Source organism: Paenibacillus sp. FSL H7-0350 (assembly GCF_038593195.1).
Taxonomy (GTDB): domain Bacteria; phylum Bacillota; class Bacilli; order Paenibacillales; family Paenibacillaceae; genus Paenibacillus_AQ.
The window spans coordinates 7,089,304-7,107,397 of sequence record NZ_CP151972.1 but is presented as its reverse complement, the minus strand read 5'-3'; the positions used below and the strand labels follow the sequence as shown (position 1 = coordinate 7,107,397).

General features: G+C 49.3%; 8 protein-coding genes. All 8 read right to left on the bottom strand.

Annotated elements, in window-relative coordinates; translation table 11 throughout:
- Nucleotides 1–17: 17 nt before the first annotated feature.
- On the bottom strand, nucleotides 18–7,790 hold the full coding sequence (locus NYE24_RS31820; RefSeq protein ID WP_342477550.1) for an S-layer homology domain-containing protein: 7,773 nt from the start codon (nucleotides 7,788–7,790) through the stop codon (nucleotides 18–20).
- Between the two features lie 27 nt (nucleotides 7,791–7,817).
- Nucleotides 7,818–13,319, bottom strand: coding sequence for a hypothetical protein (locus NYE24_RS31815; protein ID WP_342477549.1), 5,502 nt, complete (start codon nucleotides 13,317–13,319; stop codon nucleotides 7,818–7,820).
- Between the two features lie 729 nt (nucleotides 13,320–14,048).
- Nucleotides 14,049–14,399 (bottom strand): Imm3 family immunity protein, encoded by a 351-nt coding sequence (locus NYE24_RS31810; protein WP_342477548.1) that lies wholly within the window; start codon nucleotides 14,397–14,399, stop codon nucleotides 14,049–14,051.
- Between the two features lie 28 nt (nucleotides 14,400–14,427).
- Nucleotides 14,428–14,901, bottom strand: coding sequence for a hypothetical protein (locus NYE24_RS31805; protein WP_342477547.1), 474 nt, complete (start codon nucleotides 14,899–14,901; stop codon nucleotides 14,428–14,430).
- A gap of 20 nt (nucleotides 14,902–14,921) precedes the next feature.
- Nucleotides 14,922–15,101, bottom strand: coding sequence for a hypothetical protein (locus NYE24_RS31800; RefSeq protein ID WP_342477546.1), 180 nt, complete (start codon nucleotides 15,099–15,101; stop codon nucleotides 14,922–14,924).
- Between the two features lie 258 nt (nucleotides 15,102–15,359).
- Nucleotides 15,360–15,962: a pentapeptide repeat-containing protein gene (locus NYE24_RS31795; RefSeq protein WP_036702340.1), complete on the bottom strand. Its 603-nt coding sequence runs from the start codon at nucleotides 15,960–15,962 to the stop codon at nucleotides 15,360–15,362.
- An 11-nt stretch (nucleotides 15,963–15,973) separates the two neighbouring features.
- Entirely contained in the window at nucleotides 15,974–16,378 is a 405-nt protein-coding gene (locus NYE24_RS31790; RefSeq protein ID WP_342477545.1) for a hypothetical protein, read from the bottom strand.
- Between the two features lie 24 nt (nucleotides 16,379–16,402).
- Nucleotides 16,403–18,091: a hypothetical protein gene (locus NYE24_RS31785; protein ID WP_342477544.1), complete on the bottom strand. Its 1,689-nt coding sequence runs from the start codon at nucleotides 18,089–18,091 to the stop codon at nucleotides 16,403–16,405.
- Between the last annotated feature and the right edge of the window lie 3 nt (nucleotides 18,092–18,094).

Sequence of the window (18,094 nt, the reverse complement as noted above, 5' to 3'; positions counted from 1 at the left end):
GAACGGGCACATCCTTGTTATTGCTTGGCTGTAATGAACTGATCAAGCCGGATGGCTATGGCTGCCGCCTGCTCACGCGTAAGCGGACTTGACGGGTTCACCTTATTGCCTTCCCCGAGAATAATGCCGTTCTTAATGCTCATTGCCACTGCTTGTCTTGCCCATGCTGGAACCTTGCCCTTGTCTGTAAAGCCGCTGAGGATCGAAGTGACTTCGGCTTCGCTAAGTTCACTGCCCGGATGGACCTGATTCAGCAATCTGCCGAGCATCGTCATCGCTTCGACTCTTGTCAGCGTATCCTTAGGCGCATACTTGCCGCCTTCAAGTCCGGTAACAATCCCCAGTTCGGCTGCAATGGAGACACTGCGGTTATACCAGCTGCTGCCGCTGACATCACTGAAGGCTGCCGAAGCTGCCTGCTTGTTCATGAGACCTGCAACGCGCAGCAGAATGGTTGGATATTCTGCCCGGGTCACTTGGCCTGCCGGATCGAACTGTTCCGCAGATTTCCCTAGCACGAACAGCTTGGCGGATGCCGCAGCGATACCTTCCTTCCCCCAGCCTGAAGGCATATCCTTGAAAGTCTTCTGGTTGCGGATGAAGAAGAGGCTGCCTTCACCGGTCAGCTGTGTATTGACCGCCGTACCGCTGCTGTCCAGCTTCCACGGTACAGTTGTCCAGTTGCCGTCTTTATCCTTAAGCACCATGGCCGTAATTTCCTTGGCCGCAAGCGGCGCAGGAATGGCAATCTTGGCTGCAAGCGCCGGTGTCCAGCTGCCCTTCGGCAGGTTAACGTTCACTGTTACACCTTGCCCTGCCGCCATCAGCGTGAAGCCTTGCTGATCCGCAATAGCCTTCATCGCCTGCTGGTCAGCAGTGCTATTACCGCCAATGCCGGTAGTAAGTCCTGCGGTCACACCTGCAAGATTCTCAGGAGCAATGACCAGTTGTCCCATAGGAACTTCAATCACAATCTTCTTCTTCGCACTCAGCTGCTGCTGGACCACACTCTGGTCTACCCGGATACTGAATGCTTTGGCATTCGGATCAGCAGAGCTTACCGTGAGGTCACTACCTGCAACAGCTTCTTTATCCGTAATGTGTACGATCGCTGTAAGTCCATTCCACTCTGTCTTCATGGCTTGGCCGTTGACGGTAATCTGGGCTGCCTGCTCCGGTGCTTGTTCTTCAACAACTCCCGGTACGGCACCACCGCCGCCACCGCCACCGCCAGCACCGCCGCCGCCTGAACCACTGCTGGTCCAGACCGATGCAGCTACACTGCCGGAAGCCTTAACCAGCTTGTCCACAGAGGTACGCTTAGCCAGCACAATGGTGGCACCCGAATGAGCGGATACGATACCATCGAGCGGAAGCAGACTCCATGAGCTTACATTATCTTTATACTTCAGTACTTCAGGACTTGACGAGAAGACCTTGTAAGCGATCTGCTGTCCAGTCATATCTCCGGCTGAAGTCACCGTAATCTTCGTGCGGTTGCTGTCTCCGCTGATTGGAGAGGATACGGCTTGCACAACTCCCAATTCATCCGAATCCGGAACGGCTACGGTTGCCGCAAGCATGCCCTTAAGCGTTACACCCTCGGACACCTTATACTCTGCCTCAATCAGGCTGGAGCCTGTAGCCAGTGCAGTAACATTGCCTTGTGCCGACAGGGATACTGAATCGCCTACGGCCACTTCATAAGTCAGATTAGCTAGATCCTTACCAGTAATCGGCTCATCCTTAAATTTAGGCTTGCCATTATCGTCTTTGCCATCCGACACCTTGAGATAGGCCTGGATTTGGCCTGCCGCACCCGGCGTCAGCTTCTCCGCTCCCTTCAGAATCAAGGCAACCGGTACTTTGAATCCGGCATTCGTAATATCCACTACTGCCGTATTCTGATTGCCCGCTTCGTCCTTAGCCACAATATTGAGGGCTACAGAAGGTTCATTCGAGTCAATCTTCACAGTTCCGTTGAAATCACCGGTTAACGAGTCCACTGTAAGTGGAGCAGAAATCTCAACATCCTTGTATTTCCCATCCGGCTGTAACTGACTCACGGTATAAACTGCAGCCAGCTTCGTTCCTGTAGTTGTTGTTCCGGCTACACGAACGGCACCCTGTGCAGTACGTTCGCCCGTTACAGGCTCTGTGAGATACAGCACCGGTGCGATCGTATCTACCGTCAGATACAGCATGGTCACTGAGATATCCTTCGTTGCCGTATTTCTGGCCCTGAGTTCAATCGCATACGGCCCGTCCGTCTGGAACTGGTCGAGATTCAGTATGCCTTCGCTTGTGCCATCTGCTTTATTCTTCAGAGCTACTGTCGCAATGGATTTGTCAGCATAGAATGCTTCCACCGTCACATTGGACTGGCCTGAAGAGAGCGTCAGCTTCTGCTTCGTTTCATTCGTTAACAGGTTAACGTAGTTCCCGGAAGAGGCATCTACCGTCCCTGATGAACTCAATACCGTCAGCTTCGGCAGGCTCGGAACCGGCAACCATGTGCTGCTGCTGCTCTGCCGCTCGGCATAATGATAGTTCTGATGCTTGTCGGCATCCTCGGTTGGAACCGCCGCTGAAGTAACGCCGATGACGTAATTCTTCTTCACTTCCAGGCCGACGTATTTCACCTTACTCAGATCAATCACTGTGCCTTCAAGGCTTCCCTTGTAGACTTCATCTGTTGTAGTTACAGCCTTCCAGCCGCCGATCAACAGACCTTCATATTTGCCTGTGGATGCATTCCAGTAAGGCTTAAGTTCCTGTTCGGTATACAAAAGTTCTCCAAACGGAGCATATTCACTCAGTTTACCTTCAGCATCCAGTTTCGCGTCTACTACGTAGCTGTGCTCGAAGCCGCTGTGTCCCGATTTCTTCGCTCCCGGCTTGAAGGAAAGCGAGAACAATCCGTTGCCGGCAGGCTCAACCTTGACATCACTAACACTCTGAGGTGCCAGCGGATCAATAATTTCAAACCGCTGCGGCGAAGTCTTCGTCCCGAAGTTCGCGCTGGATTTCAGCTCGGCCCGCAGGTAATAGTTGCCTTGTCTGAGCAGCCCGCGGATATCCTCGGGATTGCCCATCAATGTTACATTGGTGACATCGATCACTTTGCTGCCGCTCGTGATTCCGCCGCTAACCGAGCCGCCAGCTCCAACTGGTACATCCTTGGCGATCAGCATACCCGGATCACCTGTCTGCAGAATCTCTTGGCCATTCAGCATTTCCTTGCGGCTTGTCACCGCATCCTCAGCCAGGTACAGGTTCACTGTATCGCCTTCGGCTGCGTTAGCAACTTTCCAGGAGGCTGTGAACTTATTCGCATTCGAGCTGTCCTTCGCCAGGTTGACTTCACCCAGAGTAGGCAGGGTTGGAACGTTGAGCAGCTTGGTATCAACAGCCGAGACGGCTGTCAGCTTCCAAGTGCCGCCTTTTGTAGCTTCATTCTCAGGAATAATGATATAAGCTCTGCGAATGTCCACTTCATCGCTCAGCCTGGACGGATCTTCAGATTTGAAGCTTGCAGGAATATATTGTGTAAAAGCATTTGCCGTAGGATCAGTGTTCGTGTTATCGAATTTCACCGGATACATTTTGCCAGATGCATCCTGCAGCTTGAATTCCGGCATTTCCTTGCTGCTGTACTCCATCTCAATGATGGCATTGCCGGCTACGCCGTCCATCGGAATCTCATGGATTCTGCCGCCGTTCTTGACCGTAATGCCGCCTACGCCGACATTGATTGATCCGTTCTCTACATATTTGACTCCCTCATCTACCTTACGGTAGATAATTTCCTGATTCTCTTCCTCGGAAGCTACCTTGGAGGTGGCCAGCGTCTGTACGCCTGCACCAATCACCATAAGACGAGGTCCAAGCTCAGGATCATCCACCACCAGATGGATCATTCCCTCCGGCAGCTGATCGGTCGAAGTACCGAATTCAATGCCGCCACTCCAGTAGTAAGTAATGCCTAAGGAGATTAGCAGAATACCGATGCTGCCCCAGACCTTATCATTGTTGACGCCGAGGAACATACTCGACAGCGGCATGCCGCCGACAATCGGTACATCGTTCGGAATCTGCACCTTCGAGCTGATATAGCCTTCAAAATCAGTGCGGTTCTTCTCCAGATTCTGTCCGACGAAGATGCCCGCCTTCCCGATGATAACGTCCCAACCGCCGATATCCATCTCTGCTTCCACGCGCACGAACCATGGCGTTACCCACTGCGCTTCGAGCAGCGCTTTGGTCAGCATCGGAAGCCGGTCGTCTTTCTCCGCATCAGCTTTGGCAGCGAAATCCAGCTTGCCTTCCACTTTAAGGCCAGTGCGTTTCACTGTCAGGTCCACATCTCCGAAGAAATACGCCGGAGCAATCCCGAACCGCATGCCTACGCCTGCCTGAATGGTTAACGGGAACGGATCTTGTGCCGTGCCGCCAGCAATCGTATCTGCCAGTTCACGTACTGCACCCCGGATTGCTGTCAGGTAAGTTGCACCTGTGACCAGGATACCCGGCTGCGGAAGCTCTGCACCGAAGGCAATGACATCCGGCAGAATCCGGCCGTCCTTTACTTTTTTAAGTGAGAATTCAATCTCCACACCCATCATATTCTTCAGTTGTGCCGCGAACTCCAGGCCGTATTCATTGCCTACGCCGCCATCCTGCACAGCATGCTTAATCGTAACCTTGCCGCTCGGAGCATCAGGACCTTTTTTCTTATCCGCATCCTTCTTCTTATCCGGTCCGAACAACCCCATCTCCTGATTGAGATCGAAGCCCAAGGAGGCATCGACGCCATAGAAGCCGGCACTGTTGAAGATTACATTCTTGATTTCGGAGTTAATGATCTTCAGGGACAACGAGCCTCCGAAGGAAATACCATTCTCACGCAGAATGAAATCATTGAAGGAGAAGCCAAAGCCGTCGATTGAGAAGCTTGGTGCCCCGAACAAAGACTGCTTGTTGAAGTACACATCCTCAATCATGATCTGGCGCAGCGGGTTCAATCTGTCACCCACACCGCCGATGGCCCATTTCAGACTGCCGTTCTGACTATCGTCTTCCGGATTGCCGTCATTGCCTTTCTCATCCTTCTTATCGTCATCTTTGTCTTTATCCTCTTCGTCATCCTTCTTGGTAGGATCGAAGTCCTCTTCTCCAAGCGACTTGTTGAAGCCGTTGAAGAAGTCGAGCGTCCATTCGCCCTTATGGAAGACGAACCCGCTGCTCGCTACACTCAGCGTCCCCTCACCCTTGATGAACAGGGTATCCAGGAAAGGCAGATCGCCAGGAAGGGTGTTGCCGAAAATATCCAGCTTACCGCGTACAAAAGACAGGTCCTTACCTTTATAAGCTACAGCATCATTAATAATTGCCGGTTCTGTCTTGGTATCCACGATGACCTGCTCTTCGTCACCTGTGCCAACCTGCTTGATCATGCCACGGACAGTTACCAGAATCTCACGGTCGAATTCCGGGTCCTTGGCTTCCGCTTCTTCCTTGAATTCCTCAAAGTCCTCTTCTGTTGCAAACAGCTTGTAAGCATACATTGGAGTCTCTTTCAGCGCTTCTTCATCCATAAATTCACTGATATCGAATTTCGGATCAACCGCTTTGCTCGCTGCGCCGAACAAGGCCTTGGTTTTCTTATATTCGGTAACAGCCTTATACAGGAACGAACCGTCCTTGAAAGGCTTGCCCGGGAACAGAGAGTTCAGCTGATCCACCAGCTCATCCTTTACAGAAGCGCCGTTTGCAAGGCCGCTGATATCCACAGCTTCCTTGTATACCGCCATTACTCCGGCTTCACGGATTCGTGTGTCGTTATTATCAGTGACCAGGAAGGATTGCGGAGTGGTCATATCATAGAGAGCCGCTATTTCCTCATCCCCGCCGGCATCACCTTTGTAATCAATCTCCACCTGGTACTCACCGAGCGGCAATTCAGGTCCAAGTCCGGCTTCCAGCACATTGCCGCCTGAATCCACCTGGTCACCGCCGCGGTACGTAATCCGCATGGCGCCGGAGAATCCGTCATCCGTCGGCTGCATCACCACTGCATCCTGAACATTGACTTTGTACCGGTTACCATCTGCTTTATTCTTGAGGTACAGGTCAAAGTTCGGAGCAGTCGTTGCATTGCCCGTATTGTAAGCTTCAATATTCGACAGATTGACCGTCAGATATTTCACATCTGTGCTATACAGCTCTGCCGGAGCGAGTGCATAGGAATACGTAGCGGTTGCTTCTCCCACCGGCGGCAGGAGAATGAAGTTGGTACGGGTCGATTCATACTGGGCTTTAATGCCCTCATCCTTAACGCCTTCGATTTTACCTTGCGTTTCGGGGCTTCTCGCGGAGATCATGTACTCCCGGGTAACCGGCCAAGGTCTGCCTTTGGCTTGAACGCGGAAGGTCGCGGTAATTGCGTCACCCGGCTTGTACTTCGGCTCAATGCCCATCGCCGCTTCATCAGGTGTGGCTGACTTTTTGAATTCCAGCATTTTGCTGCGGGAATTCTCCAGGACCGGATTACCATTGGCATCCAGGACATCATAACCCTTCTCATCCTGCCTGACGAAGCTTAGCCCGCTCTCCAAGGTCATCTCCACTTCGATCTTGGAGTGCTCCATATTGTAGGCCTGCAGGTTCTCTACTTCTGCTATAACGTCGAAGACACCGTTTTTCTCATATTTCGTCGGCACTCCTCCGCCGTCTACCGGCTCGGTAGCCAGTTGCTGAACCTGATCCACATAACGGATCGAGAACACTTTATCCGGTGCAGTAAGTTCTCCTAGTCCGTATACAGTCTCGAAGCTCTGGAAGCCGCCAGGTGCCAGCTTCTCCGGGTTCCAGTAGAAGGCGACGGCGGAGTCCGCTGTGCCGAAATCATTGGTGTCCCTAGTGAAGTCCAGATTCGGATGGACTTTATAATCCCATTTCGTATTCGCCAGACCGTTCCAATGCCCCACAATCATCTCATCCACAATATTAATATTCTGCTCGGCAAAGTTATTGAAGCCGTAGGCCACCACATTGGTTGCCTGAGGATTCGTCAGATCCAGCTTATCGCGCATAACCCAGTAAGAAGGAATCTTGAAGTACGCTCTGTCCTCTTCCGGGATTCCGGCATCATCCTCCGGGTTATGCACCAGCTTCCGCTCTACCTGCAGCGGTGACTTGTAGGCTGTGCCAATCTGGAACTGCGGTCCGTCGTTTCCGCCGACCATCGTATCCAGCAGAATCCGGCTGCCGATCTGCACCTGCGCCCCGCTCTTGTTATTCACTTCATAGCGGATATTGACATTCCCGGAATTCACAGCATCCTTGCTGTCGGTGTAAAGCATCAGAATCTGCTTGATCTCTACGCCCTTAATCTTCCAGATCATCTCCAGTTGCTTGGTGCCATTCGAATTCTCCACTACTTTAGGTGCAATAGTCTCTGAATAATGGCTGTTGTCGAATTTGTATTTATTGCCGTAAATATAATCTGTTCCATCAATCCGGAACGTCGTGAACGACGTCTCCGGGTCATCCCCCTGGAACAGCAGATTAACATTATTGTCGTTCTTGCGGATCGGTTGACCCTCTACAGTGCGAATACCGTAGCGGCCTGTTTCGTTATCCACAGTGACCTTAATAAAGTCATTCTGGATCATGGTTGTCTTGGTACTGCTGGCCGCCTCGACGAGAGCATGGAAGCTCTCGGAGGTGGACAGAAATACCATGATTAAGGTGAGCATTACCGCTACTGTGCGTTTCAACAACTTCACCAAGTATTCCCCCTGTTCTTGTTTCAACTATTTCAGATTGCCGACAAAGAAGGTAGCAAATTCGCGGTCCCGCTCCTGGGTTCTCACCACAATGGTGTACCAGCCTGTTTTCGGGAAGGTGACCTTGAAATTACTGCTCACCAGCTCAGCATAGGTCAGCTTCTGCTTCACCAGCTTCAGCTGTCCTTCGCGGTACAGACCAGGGTAATACAGAATATCGAATGTTCCTGCCTGATTGACCTTGTCTACTCCGCCTACCTTCATCAGGTTGAAGCCGGATACCTTGAAGGTAATGGTGTTGGTATTGAACAATGCAGATTCGCCGGATGAAGCCGAGATTAAGGTATCGTTACCGAAGACCAGCAATCCGCCGTCCTTCACGACCACCACATCCTGATAGACCACCGACTTATTGCCTACCTGGTCAACTGCTGTGTAAGCTACGCGCTGGCGTCCAAGCTTGCTCAGATCCAGCCCGCTGACCGATACTTTCACGTTAGCTTCAGCCGATACATTATCAGAAACGGTGAACCCGCCGAGATCCGTACGGAAGCTAAAGTCTTTCTTGTCCTGGACAATCCCTACCGTTTCCTTGTTCAGAGTCAGCTCAGGCGCAGTGTTATCAAGTCCTGCAATGGTCACCGGAACCTTGTTCACATTGCCCAGCAGATCCGAGATGGCAATGACCGCTGAACCGCTGCTCTCAAAAGCACGCGAGTAGCTGTACGTTCCATCCGCTTTACTGATCTGGTTCGTATACGCGGCTCCGCCCTGAATAGGTCTTACGCCCGAGAACATGTGGTTAGGGGCAGCAACTGTGCCGCTAAGCGTAACCTTTACTTTGCCTTTGGCATATTTCTGTCCGCCGATGGTAACAATCTGATCTGCCGGAACCGCTTTGCCTTCGGCATCTACAAAGGTATAAGCCACTTTATCCGGTACTGGCGGTGCAGAGAGAATATTCGTTACCTTCTCTTTGATAACTGTCGTATTGCCGTACACATCCACCACGGTAAATGATGCCGTTCCATTCTCCATGAGTGTAATGCTCTTATCGGGACTGATAATGTTGAACGCTTTAGCCGAAGCATCTGCCTTCTCTACCGTAACCGTAACCCCAGTGGAGAACAGCACATTGCCGCTGTTATCCTTCAGAGTGCCGAAGGTTTGGCTTCCATTCTCGCCATATTGGTAGGAACGGACTACTTTTACCCTAGGTACTTCCTTGTTAATGTTCGCAACCGTAGCTTCAACCGTATTGATATTTCCGGCAGCATCCTTAATTTCGAATTCGAACTTTCCGTTCTCCGTGAAGGTGTAGGCTGTCTTTCCACTATTGTTCACCACCGTGACCGGCTCAGAGGTGCTCTGGAGAAAGGCAACCACATTGCCGTTCGTGCTCTCCATGTATGAATATTCAACGGCTCCTTCAGGAGGAGTACCGTCAATATTCTTCACAACCAGATATAGGGTATCTGTCCGGTCCGGATCACTAAGATCGGTCAGATCGAAGCTATAGTAGCCATTCTGATAGATTTTGAATGAATTACCGGTCCGCACAGGCACCGAAGGGTTAATCTTCGATGGCATTACCCGGATACCCGGCGGGACCGTGATTTCAATATCCGCACCAACTTTGGCATTGACCGGGCTGTTCACGCTGAGTGAAGCTAGCGCATAGACCGGCTCTACTGTAGTAAGAGGGAGCTCGATTTCAAGCTTGGCCGCTGTGCTGATCAGACCGCCCGGCGTTCTGTACTTCACCCATACCTGAAGCTCCTCAGTCTTACTCGTCGGAACTTTAACTGCTACAAAGTTAGTGTACGGCTTCCAGTTCAGCCAGCTTACACCGTTATCCGGTGACACCGAATATTCATAACCGGTCTTGTCCTCCGTTTCGAGACTCAGCTTCATAATGGCTGTGTAGCCGTCCGCTGTATCACCGGACAGATAGATCAGAGAAGACTTGGCATCCGACACCGGCGCATCCGGCTTGGTCGTTGCCGAGACTTTGAAGGTTCCTGCACTTGCCTTGATCGTGCTGTTGCCTGCTCCGTCAACCGCGAGTACATATAAGCGAAACTCAGAGATTTCTCCCGCATCCAGCGATTTGTCGTCGATGGATACTGAGCCGCCTGCCGGAACATCTTTCCATTCTTTGGATGACTCTGTAGGTACTTTTGCACCTGCATCTTGTCTGACCCATTGATACTTGCTGACCAGTCCTGTTTTGCTGTAGAACTCCGACACGCTGATCCGCGTCTTCTGCAGCGGCAGGGGGTAAGCAATTGAATCAGGGCTGAAGTACACTACCGGTGCTTCATTGTCAAAATAATAAGCCTTCGAGTAGTAGTACGTTTTGTCGCTGTGCTTCACCATAAGATGAATGTACTGCGTTCCGTTCAATTTATCGCTAACTGGAATGACATAGCTGTAAGTGGCTTCACTTACAGAAGCGCCAAGACCCATGGCTGCAAGCTTGGCATCAGTGCTGACTTCTGGTGTCGCTGCCGGTTCCGTTACTTCTGCCGAAGCAGCAGGTGTCGCCGCCGGCTCGGTACTGTTATCCGGTGCCGGAGTCTCTTCCGGTTCAAGCGGCGTCAGCGAAGGCGCTGCCGGCCCTGAGGACAGGAACCTCATAAGGGCCACCGGTCCGATGCTTGCTGTAACTTCCGGTGTGGCCGGAGGACTTGGCTCTGTAGGAGCACCAGACGCTTCCGGTTCCGATCCGTTTTCAATCAAGCTTTTCTCAGACAACGGGGACATGCCGGATGACTCGGAGACCTCCAGTCCGGTAAATTTACTATCATTATCTGGACGAATGGAGCTGTCGCTGATGGCATAGCCCACATAATCGGGATGCACACCGCTGATCTGGAACGTAACATCATGACTCTTCACATAGTTAGGGTTGGCTTCCGGTGTGAACTGTGTCGGAATAGCCGCCTCTGAACTCACGACTACCGCTTTTTCCTGCGGAGTTTTGACCGTCTCGTTGCCTGCGTAATCAAGCGCCTTCAGATAGAGCCAATATGATCCGTCCTCATCAATATCATCATAAGTAGACCGGGTTACAGTTGAGCCGGTGTAGGTCGTATCCGCCCACTTGCCGATCGCCGGAGAATCCCCGTCCTTCACCCATTGATACTGCACACTTTTGACACCGCTATGCGGGTCCTTCACAAGAGCTTGTACAGTGGCGATATCCTCTGCAGCCATGGTAATGGCAGGCCCCTGGTTGTCCAGCTTCAGAACGCCTACTTCATGCTTCCAATTAGAGTCGTCATTCTTGAAATCGTCCACTTTCCAGACGCTCAGATCGCCGTATTGTCCAACAGCCGCCAGCGCCTGATTATCGGCATAGAAAATCTTATCCGCCTCTGAACCCGGTGCCTCTGCAATCCAAGCATCATACTGTGCCTTATGAGTATCCACATAGACTTTTTTCTTCTCATACTGCATCAATTCTCTGGCAGAATCCCAGGACATATCAGCAGTCCAGGTATGCAGATACCACTCACCGCTGTTCCCTTCCTCGAAGGCTTCTGCCGGAGGAGCAAGCAGGTTCGTCTTGTTATTCACTACCGACAGCTCTATATTCTCGAATTCTCCTGGATATAGCTCATCTGACGGCTGCTTGGCGGAGAGTGCGTAACGCTTGAGCGCTGCATAATGATCTCCGGCTACACCGGCGAACGGATCAGCCTTATCCTGGCTCCACCAGTAGTACACCAGGCCCACGGAAGGAGAAGCTTCCGCACTCAGATTCGAAGGGCGGTAGATTCCTCGGCTCGGCCGTTCCGTACCGCGGTCAGGGACGGTAGGATCCAAATGCGGTACTTTAATGGAAGGATCGTTGGCGTCAATCGTAACCTTACCTTTTTTGGCATAGGTTGTATCCGTCGCACCGCCTGTCTCGAACCGGTAACCGATCACCGGCTCCGTATTGTCGATGAACAGGTTCGCCCAGTCAATTTTGGAATTAGCGAGCGATTCGTCACTGCCGTAAGGGTCAATTTTCTCTTTATGGATTCCATCGAAGTTCGCAGGCTGAATCATCAGGTTCCCTGCATAATCCTGGATAACATCGGTATCCATCTGGATGGGCTCACTGCCGCCCTTGGCATCATTAGATATAGCTACAGCCTTGAGAAGCGGGGTTTCCACAGTTTTGCCATCAGGCACAGTCATGCGGAAGCTCCAATTCGGTGTATTCCGGCCTGCAACATAATAGGCTTTCATTCCGTTATTGAAGAGGATGAAGGTTTTCTTCTCGTCCCAGCCGGTCTTGGCAATGGCCTCTTCCGTCATCTGCAGGGTGAAGTCAATCACATCTCCCTTATTCAGCGTAACTCCGGTCAGAATCTCCGGCTGAATGCCATTGGCGGTCTTGGAATACTTCGGACGCACGGCATCGACAATGACGCGGAAGCCGCCCCGGTCAAAGTCAAAGGGGTTCCCGCTTTTCCGGTCCAGCCAGGCATTGCTGCCGCTGCTCGGTACAGTATTGAGATTGACAACCGCTTTATTGCCTGCCGCATCACTGAGCACGGATTCTTTCAATTTATTATCCAGCGACAGATCCATCTGCGCTCCGCCGGTAGTCCCCCCGGTAATCAAAGGTTTCAGCGGATTATTGCCGCTGTTGTGGAAAGGAACTCCCGTATATCTGTAGGCAATTTTTTTCTGGTAGGAATCCAGATTGTTCTCGTTAAAGGATATATTCTGCAGATACTGCTGTTGTCCGGCTGCCGGAAGTCCGGTGCCCGGATCATTAATGAACAGCTTGTGCCGCAGGAAATAATCAGAATTCGCCTTTACCACCGAAGTCGGTCTGACCGGCTCGCTGAAGTTGTAGCTGAGCGTGATGTTCTCGTCTCTTTTGACATACAGCTCTTTCTGGTTAATATTCTCGTTAAGCCGTTCTGCACCGTTGCCGGTAAAGGTATAGTTATCAATCACCGGACGCTTGAGATCCTGGAACTTGAGGTAGAATCCGCGTACACCCGCCGCTTCACCATCATCATCGCCTTCACCCCAGACCCTAATAGTGATAACAGAATTCGGTTTGATGATGGCCTTGGCCGACTTGTTATACCGCTGGCTGCTGCCGGTTCGTTCATTGATAATATCTTTTCCGTCGATGTTTACTGTAATGGACGAATGACGGGTCCATAGGAACCCGGAGTGACGCCGCAGCACGGCGAACCCTGTAAGCATCTCCGCATGTCCGCTCTCTGCCATATTCTTCAGAAGCGGATTGTCGGCTACCTTCACCTGGAATTGAACCGTTGCTTCATTATCATCAACACCGGCAAAGATATCGCCCTTAGTCCAGTCGTACTTGGCGTCTTTATCTTCCTCTGTCTGCTTGAAGCCCTCCACCTTGGTATAAAAGTTGAGAAATGTATTGTCTGCAGGGTAGCTTAAGTTGCCGACATGTTGTCCGTTTGGAAACTTGACCTCAAAATCATCACCCGCAGCCTCTGCCAGTCCGCTAAAGGCACTGGGTATTAACGATAGCAACATACTAAGAATCAAGCTTAGCGAGATATATCTCTTCAATCTCCTGCTCATTAACAATTGGTGCTCCCCCTTATTCGTTCATCATTTCCTGTCCGGCGTGCAGCAAGCTTCGCTATAGTCTGGATTCACTCCCTATGCTTCCGCATTCTCCTTTCGACCTGCCCACCCGTGGACAACAAATACTAGTTATAAAACTGCCTGTTTTTTCATATCTGCGTTTATTCTATCAGGCAGCTCTAAACAAACTCTTAACAAATCTCGACAAAAGTTGCGTCAAACGCCCCGAAATAAGGTTAATACACTCGAAAAACGAAAAAAGTCCTGATTTTTAAGGGAAAATGTCTGAAAACATAAACAAACCGCACTGAGAGTGACTCAGTTGCGGTTGAATGGGTGTGGATCAGTTTTAAATTTTAAGATGGATTATGTCAATTGCTCATTTTCTTTCTTGCTATCGATAGACTAAAGATGAATTGCTTCTTATTGAAAATAAGCAGCTCACAGCCAACCTCAGAATCCGTCCGCATTAACTCAATTCCGATAATTTCATTTCTTGTTCGATACTTTGACATATCCGATGACATTGATCTTGATTCCTCCCTCGCCGTTGCGAGAATCAGAAACCAAGATGACAAAATCTTTATACGGGTTTTTCATAGGTTATATGTGTTATTGGTAGAATGTTGGGTTTATTCGGCACTAGGTAGCCCCACCACCTTGGTTATACATGTTTCAACCAATTACCTCGACACTTTGCACCCTTGTTTTAAGTGAATCGATACGAAGACTTAAATCCTTAGCATCGGCAATTCCTAGCTCATCAACAAAATTATCAAAATCAAAACACTTAATGATCTCATCCACTACCTCATAGATTTGAGAAGAAAGAATCCCGCTATTGATTTGCAGATCAGCTACACTAACATAAAATATAGTTTTCTCGGTGTCTCCCTCCTCAATGACCTTAGCAAACTCATACAAACACCGTCCTCCTGCTTGCAAATTATTTAAACCATCGGCAATTGAATTAGTAAAGACCTCGGCAACATATTCAGTCAATTCGTTATATTCCCATTCCTTCACGTCCACTCCCCCTTATCACCTTTACATCTTAGTGTGACATTTCTTTTTCAAGGTAAGGATGGTCAAGTAGACTAAGTAAACTTGTGGTTAAATATTTCGTCTGATACGGGTCTAGAGCTTTATTGACAAGCAGTTGGCCTTTCTCCATTCTAAGCAGCTGAGCTGAACCATCTTCTAGAAATAATAGATTTCCATCAATATGACTTATAAGCCTTCCCATAATTTTAAACAAAAGCTCTAGTCCTTGATAAAACGTACTTCCGAACAATTGAATTCTGATGCAAACATTCACATCTAAGTTGTAATGATTTCTAACAAAAGCGATATCCGAAATATCTTCAACTTCAAGTGCCAATGCAAATAGCTCAGACCCAATAACTATTTCCTCATCGTTACAACTCAAAGATGCCTTCTTGTTCCCAAACTCAGTCGTAAATTTTCCCAGCATTTCACCTAATGAATTATTACTTACTTTAGATAGTAAAAACAATTCATAATCCATGGACTTCTATCTCCCAGATACTAGTGTGAATTCCTCAGCTCTATACCTGAATTCCCTTTCGAATCTTTTAAAATATTATCAATGGTAGTATTATCATTTTCATTCCCGGAAAAATAGTGATCGACTATATCTACTATCTCATTGTAAAACCATCTTGCTTTTGGGCAAAGATCTACTGGCATTTTTTCGAGTTCTTGCAATACTTTGTTTCTCCTCCAATAAGATAAAGTTCTCTCCTTATTTCATATTATTAGAATAGAAATTCAAATCAATATTTAGTAACTTTATCCTGAATTCCATCATTAGTTTGGAACAGCAATGGCTTCGAGTATTTTTGCCTCTGTGTCATTAAATCTTGGAAATTCATCATCAACATAACAAAAAACAGGTCAATAATGGTAACATCTGACCACAATGACCTGTTTCCCATTTCACTCGGCACTGGTAGCCAATTCCTCTTAGCCACTTACTTCACATTTTTCTAACATCCATTTCTTTGCTTCATCTGATTTCAACAAAGTCGGCTTCTCCAACGTACCAATATTAATACTTTTAATATGAGCTTCTTCTATACCTTTAATATTTTTTAAAGTCACTCCGCTTAATAATGTTTCTTCAAATGTCGCTACACTTATATCTATATTTTCTAGTCTTGCCCAACTAAAATCCGTTAAGTAGAACGATACATTAATCAAATTACAATCTAGTAAATATGCATTTCTAAATATTGCTTCCCAACAATCACCTTTACTAAATCTACTGTTTTTAATGACACAGTTGGTAAAATCCGTATATCTAAGGTCTGATTTATAAAAATCACATTTATCTAAATATGCATTTTTAAATGTTGACGAGGCTAATAATGATGTGTGAAAATCAATGTTTTCCAGTCTGAGATCATCAAAAGTACACTCAATCAAATATGCTTGTTCAAGCAATATATCGGATAAATCAATACTTCTTAAGTCCACTTCATCTAACTTTAACATTTCGCCTTCTTTACCAATTGTCTCAACCCACTTTTTATGCAAATCAAACTTCCTATTAAGATTCCCTTCCATTTTCCCACTCCTTAAGGATACCATATTATTTTATCGGTTACTCCTTCTTCATCAATTGTTTTCTTGAGTTGTTCAACATGCTCAGGCTCCATTTTTCTTGTGTCAATAATTACGTTGTTCCCATTATCAAATTCTTTTTGTAGCTTTTTCATACCTTGTTTAATAGTAAAGGCACCCTTTTTGGGATTTGTTATAGGAATTCCATTGTCACCACTTGGGTATGATTCAAAGCTTTTCACGTCCCACTTTAAACCTGATGAAGTATCTATAAACTCTGCTCCATTTTCTCCTTGAGGATCACGCACTAGCTTTCCCAATTGACCTCTTTCTTCTACTGCTAATCCAACTTCCCTTTCTCTGATATTTTTAGGTTCTATTTTCCCATTACTTGCTGGATCTCGAGCTAAGTCATCCAATTCCTTCTGAGTTCTACCACCCGTTTAATTTCCAGCCTTATCGTAGAGTTTAGGTTTGTTACCTTTCCCCCTCCCCTCACTCCGCCACACCTGCCCCGGCACTTCGACCGGGCCAGGGCCGCCCGGCGTTGCCGGGATTAACCGGTTTGGGTAAGGGTTAATCCCTGGAAATTTCCAATGCTTTAAGGCATCCGGCACTTTCTTGACCGCATCGGTCAGCGGGTCCATCACCGCGTCGGCCAGCTTACCGACCATGCCGCTCTTGGCGATAGGTACGCCCGGGACGAGGATGGATGCGGCGTTGCCGAGCATTTCGGCTTTTTGCTCCGGGGTGCCTTCATTGAAATCATGATACATGGCTTTGGCTGCATCCACCAGAACTTCGGGGTGATTGACGAGATAAGCCACCTTGTCCATCGTTTCCTGAGTCGTCTTCTCCGGGTCGATGACGAAGTCAAACGCGAACTTGGCGGTGTCCACCACACCCATTACGGTAGATTCGATCAGACCGCCTACGAAAGCTTGGGTCACCTGATCGGCCTGCACCACTATTTTGCGCCATTCGGTCATGCCGTAGGTGTCTTCCAGCCAACTGTAATAGGCGGTGTATATGACTTCAGAATGTTTACTGGGATCATAGACCTTGTCCTTGAAGTAGGCAAAGGTCGTCTCGTTCTCTTTGTTCTTAGCTGTGATTGGCGTGCCGTCCGGCAACGTCATCGGCGGTCCATGGAGCCGCTTATACTCTGCCACCTGACGCTCCAGCTCGCGAATCTGTTCCGCTCGAACCACCGCTGCCTCGATGTCCTTATAATTATTCTTCGCCCACGCGCGGTATTTCTCATTCACCAGTCCTAAGGTGATAGCGAACCGCAGTTCATCACTGGCTGGCACCGCTGATCCGTCCGTCAGCAGCGGATTATAGGTGCAGGCCGATAAGGGGGAGCCCTTGTATTGTGTCCGCAGGTCGGTCTTCGTATAGAAGCCCGGATCCACGCCCAGCTTCTGCAGCAGCTCCCGCTGACGTTCTGCATGTTCGTTCGCGGACTTCATATAGGCCTTGTTGCCATACTTCTCATATACAGAGTACGCCGCTTGACTTCGTCCGATTTCCCGCAACGCCTCCGCAATCCTGGACAATTGTTCCCGCGCCTGCTGCTGTTCGGCGGAACTACCGGTTTCTCGCTGCCGGAACAGATCGGAGATGACTGCATCTGCGGCAAAAAGCTGCAATTGTCTGTTCACCGAAGTGTCCCTGACGTTCCGCAGAAGCTCCTGAATCATGCGGCTAAGTGTCGGCGGATGACGAAGGACATCCTGAATGCCACGCCCTGCCCGGTCCCGTATGCCTTGCAGCCACCGGCTGAATATGCTGCCCGCCTGCTTCCAAGTGAAGGCCGGTGTCGTATGAACCAGACTCTGTGCCTTCGTCTCGGCAGCTTGATATTGCCCGGCCGCCCAGCGTAACGCCGATTGCTTACGCTCTATCTGGTCATTAAGCGACTGCGCCTCCCTTACCAGCTCCTGCAGCAACCGGACCGCCTCGCGGGAGGGAGACTGCACATAACTTTCCGGATAAGCAGCTTGCACCGAACGGACCAAACCGCCAACGCTTCTATCAGTACCGGTGACCTGTTCCTCCAGCACACGGTTCAAGCGCTTCAGTCCCTGTTCCAGCTCCAGTATCCGCTTGATGTCCACCTGCTGCTGCATGCT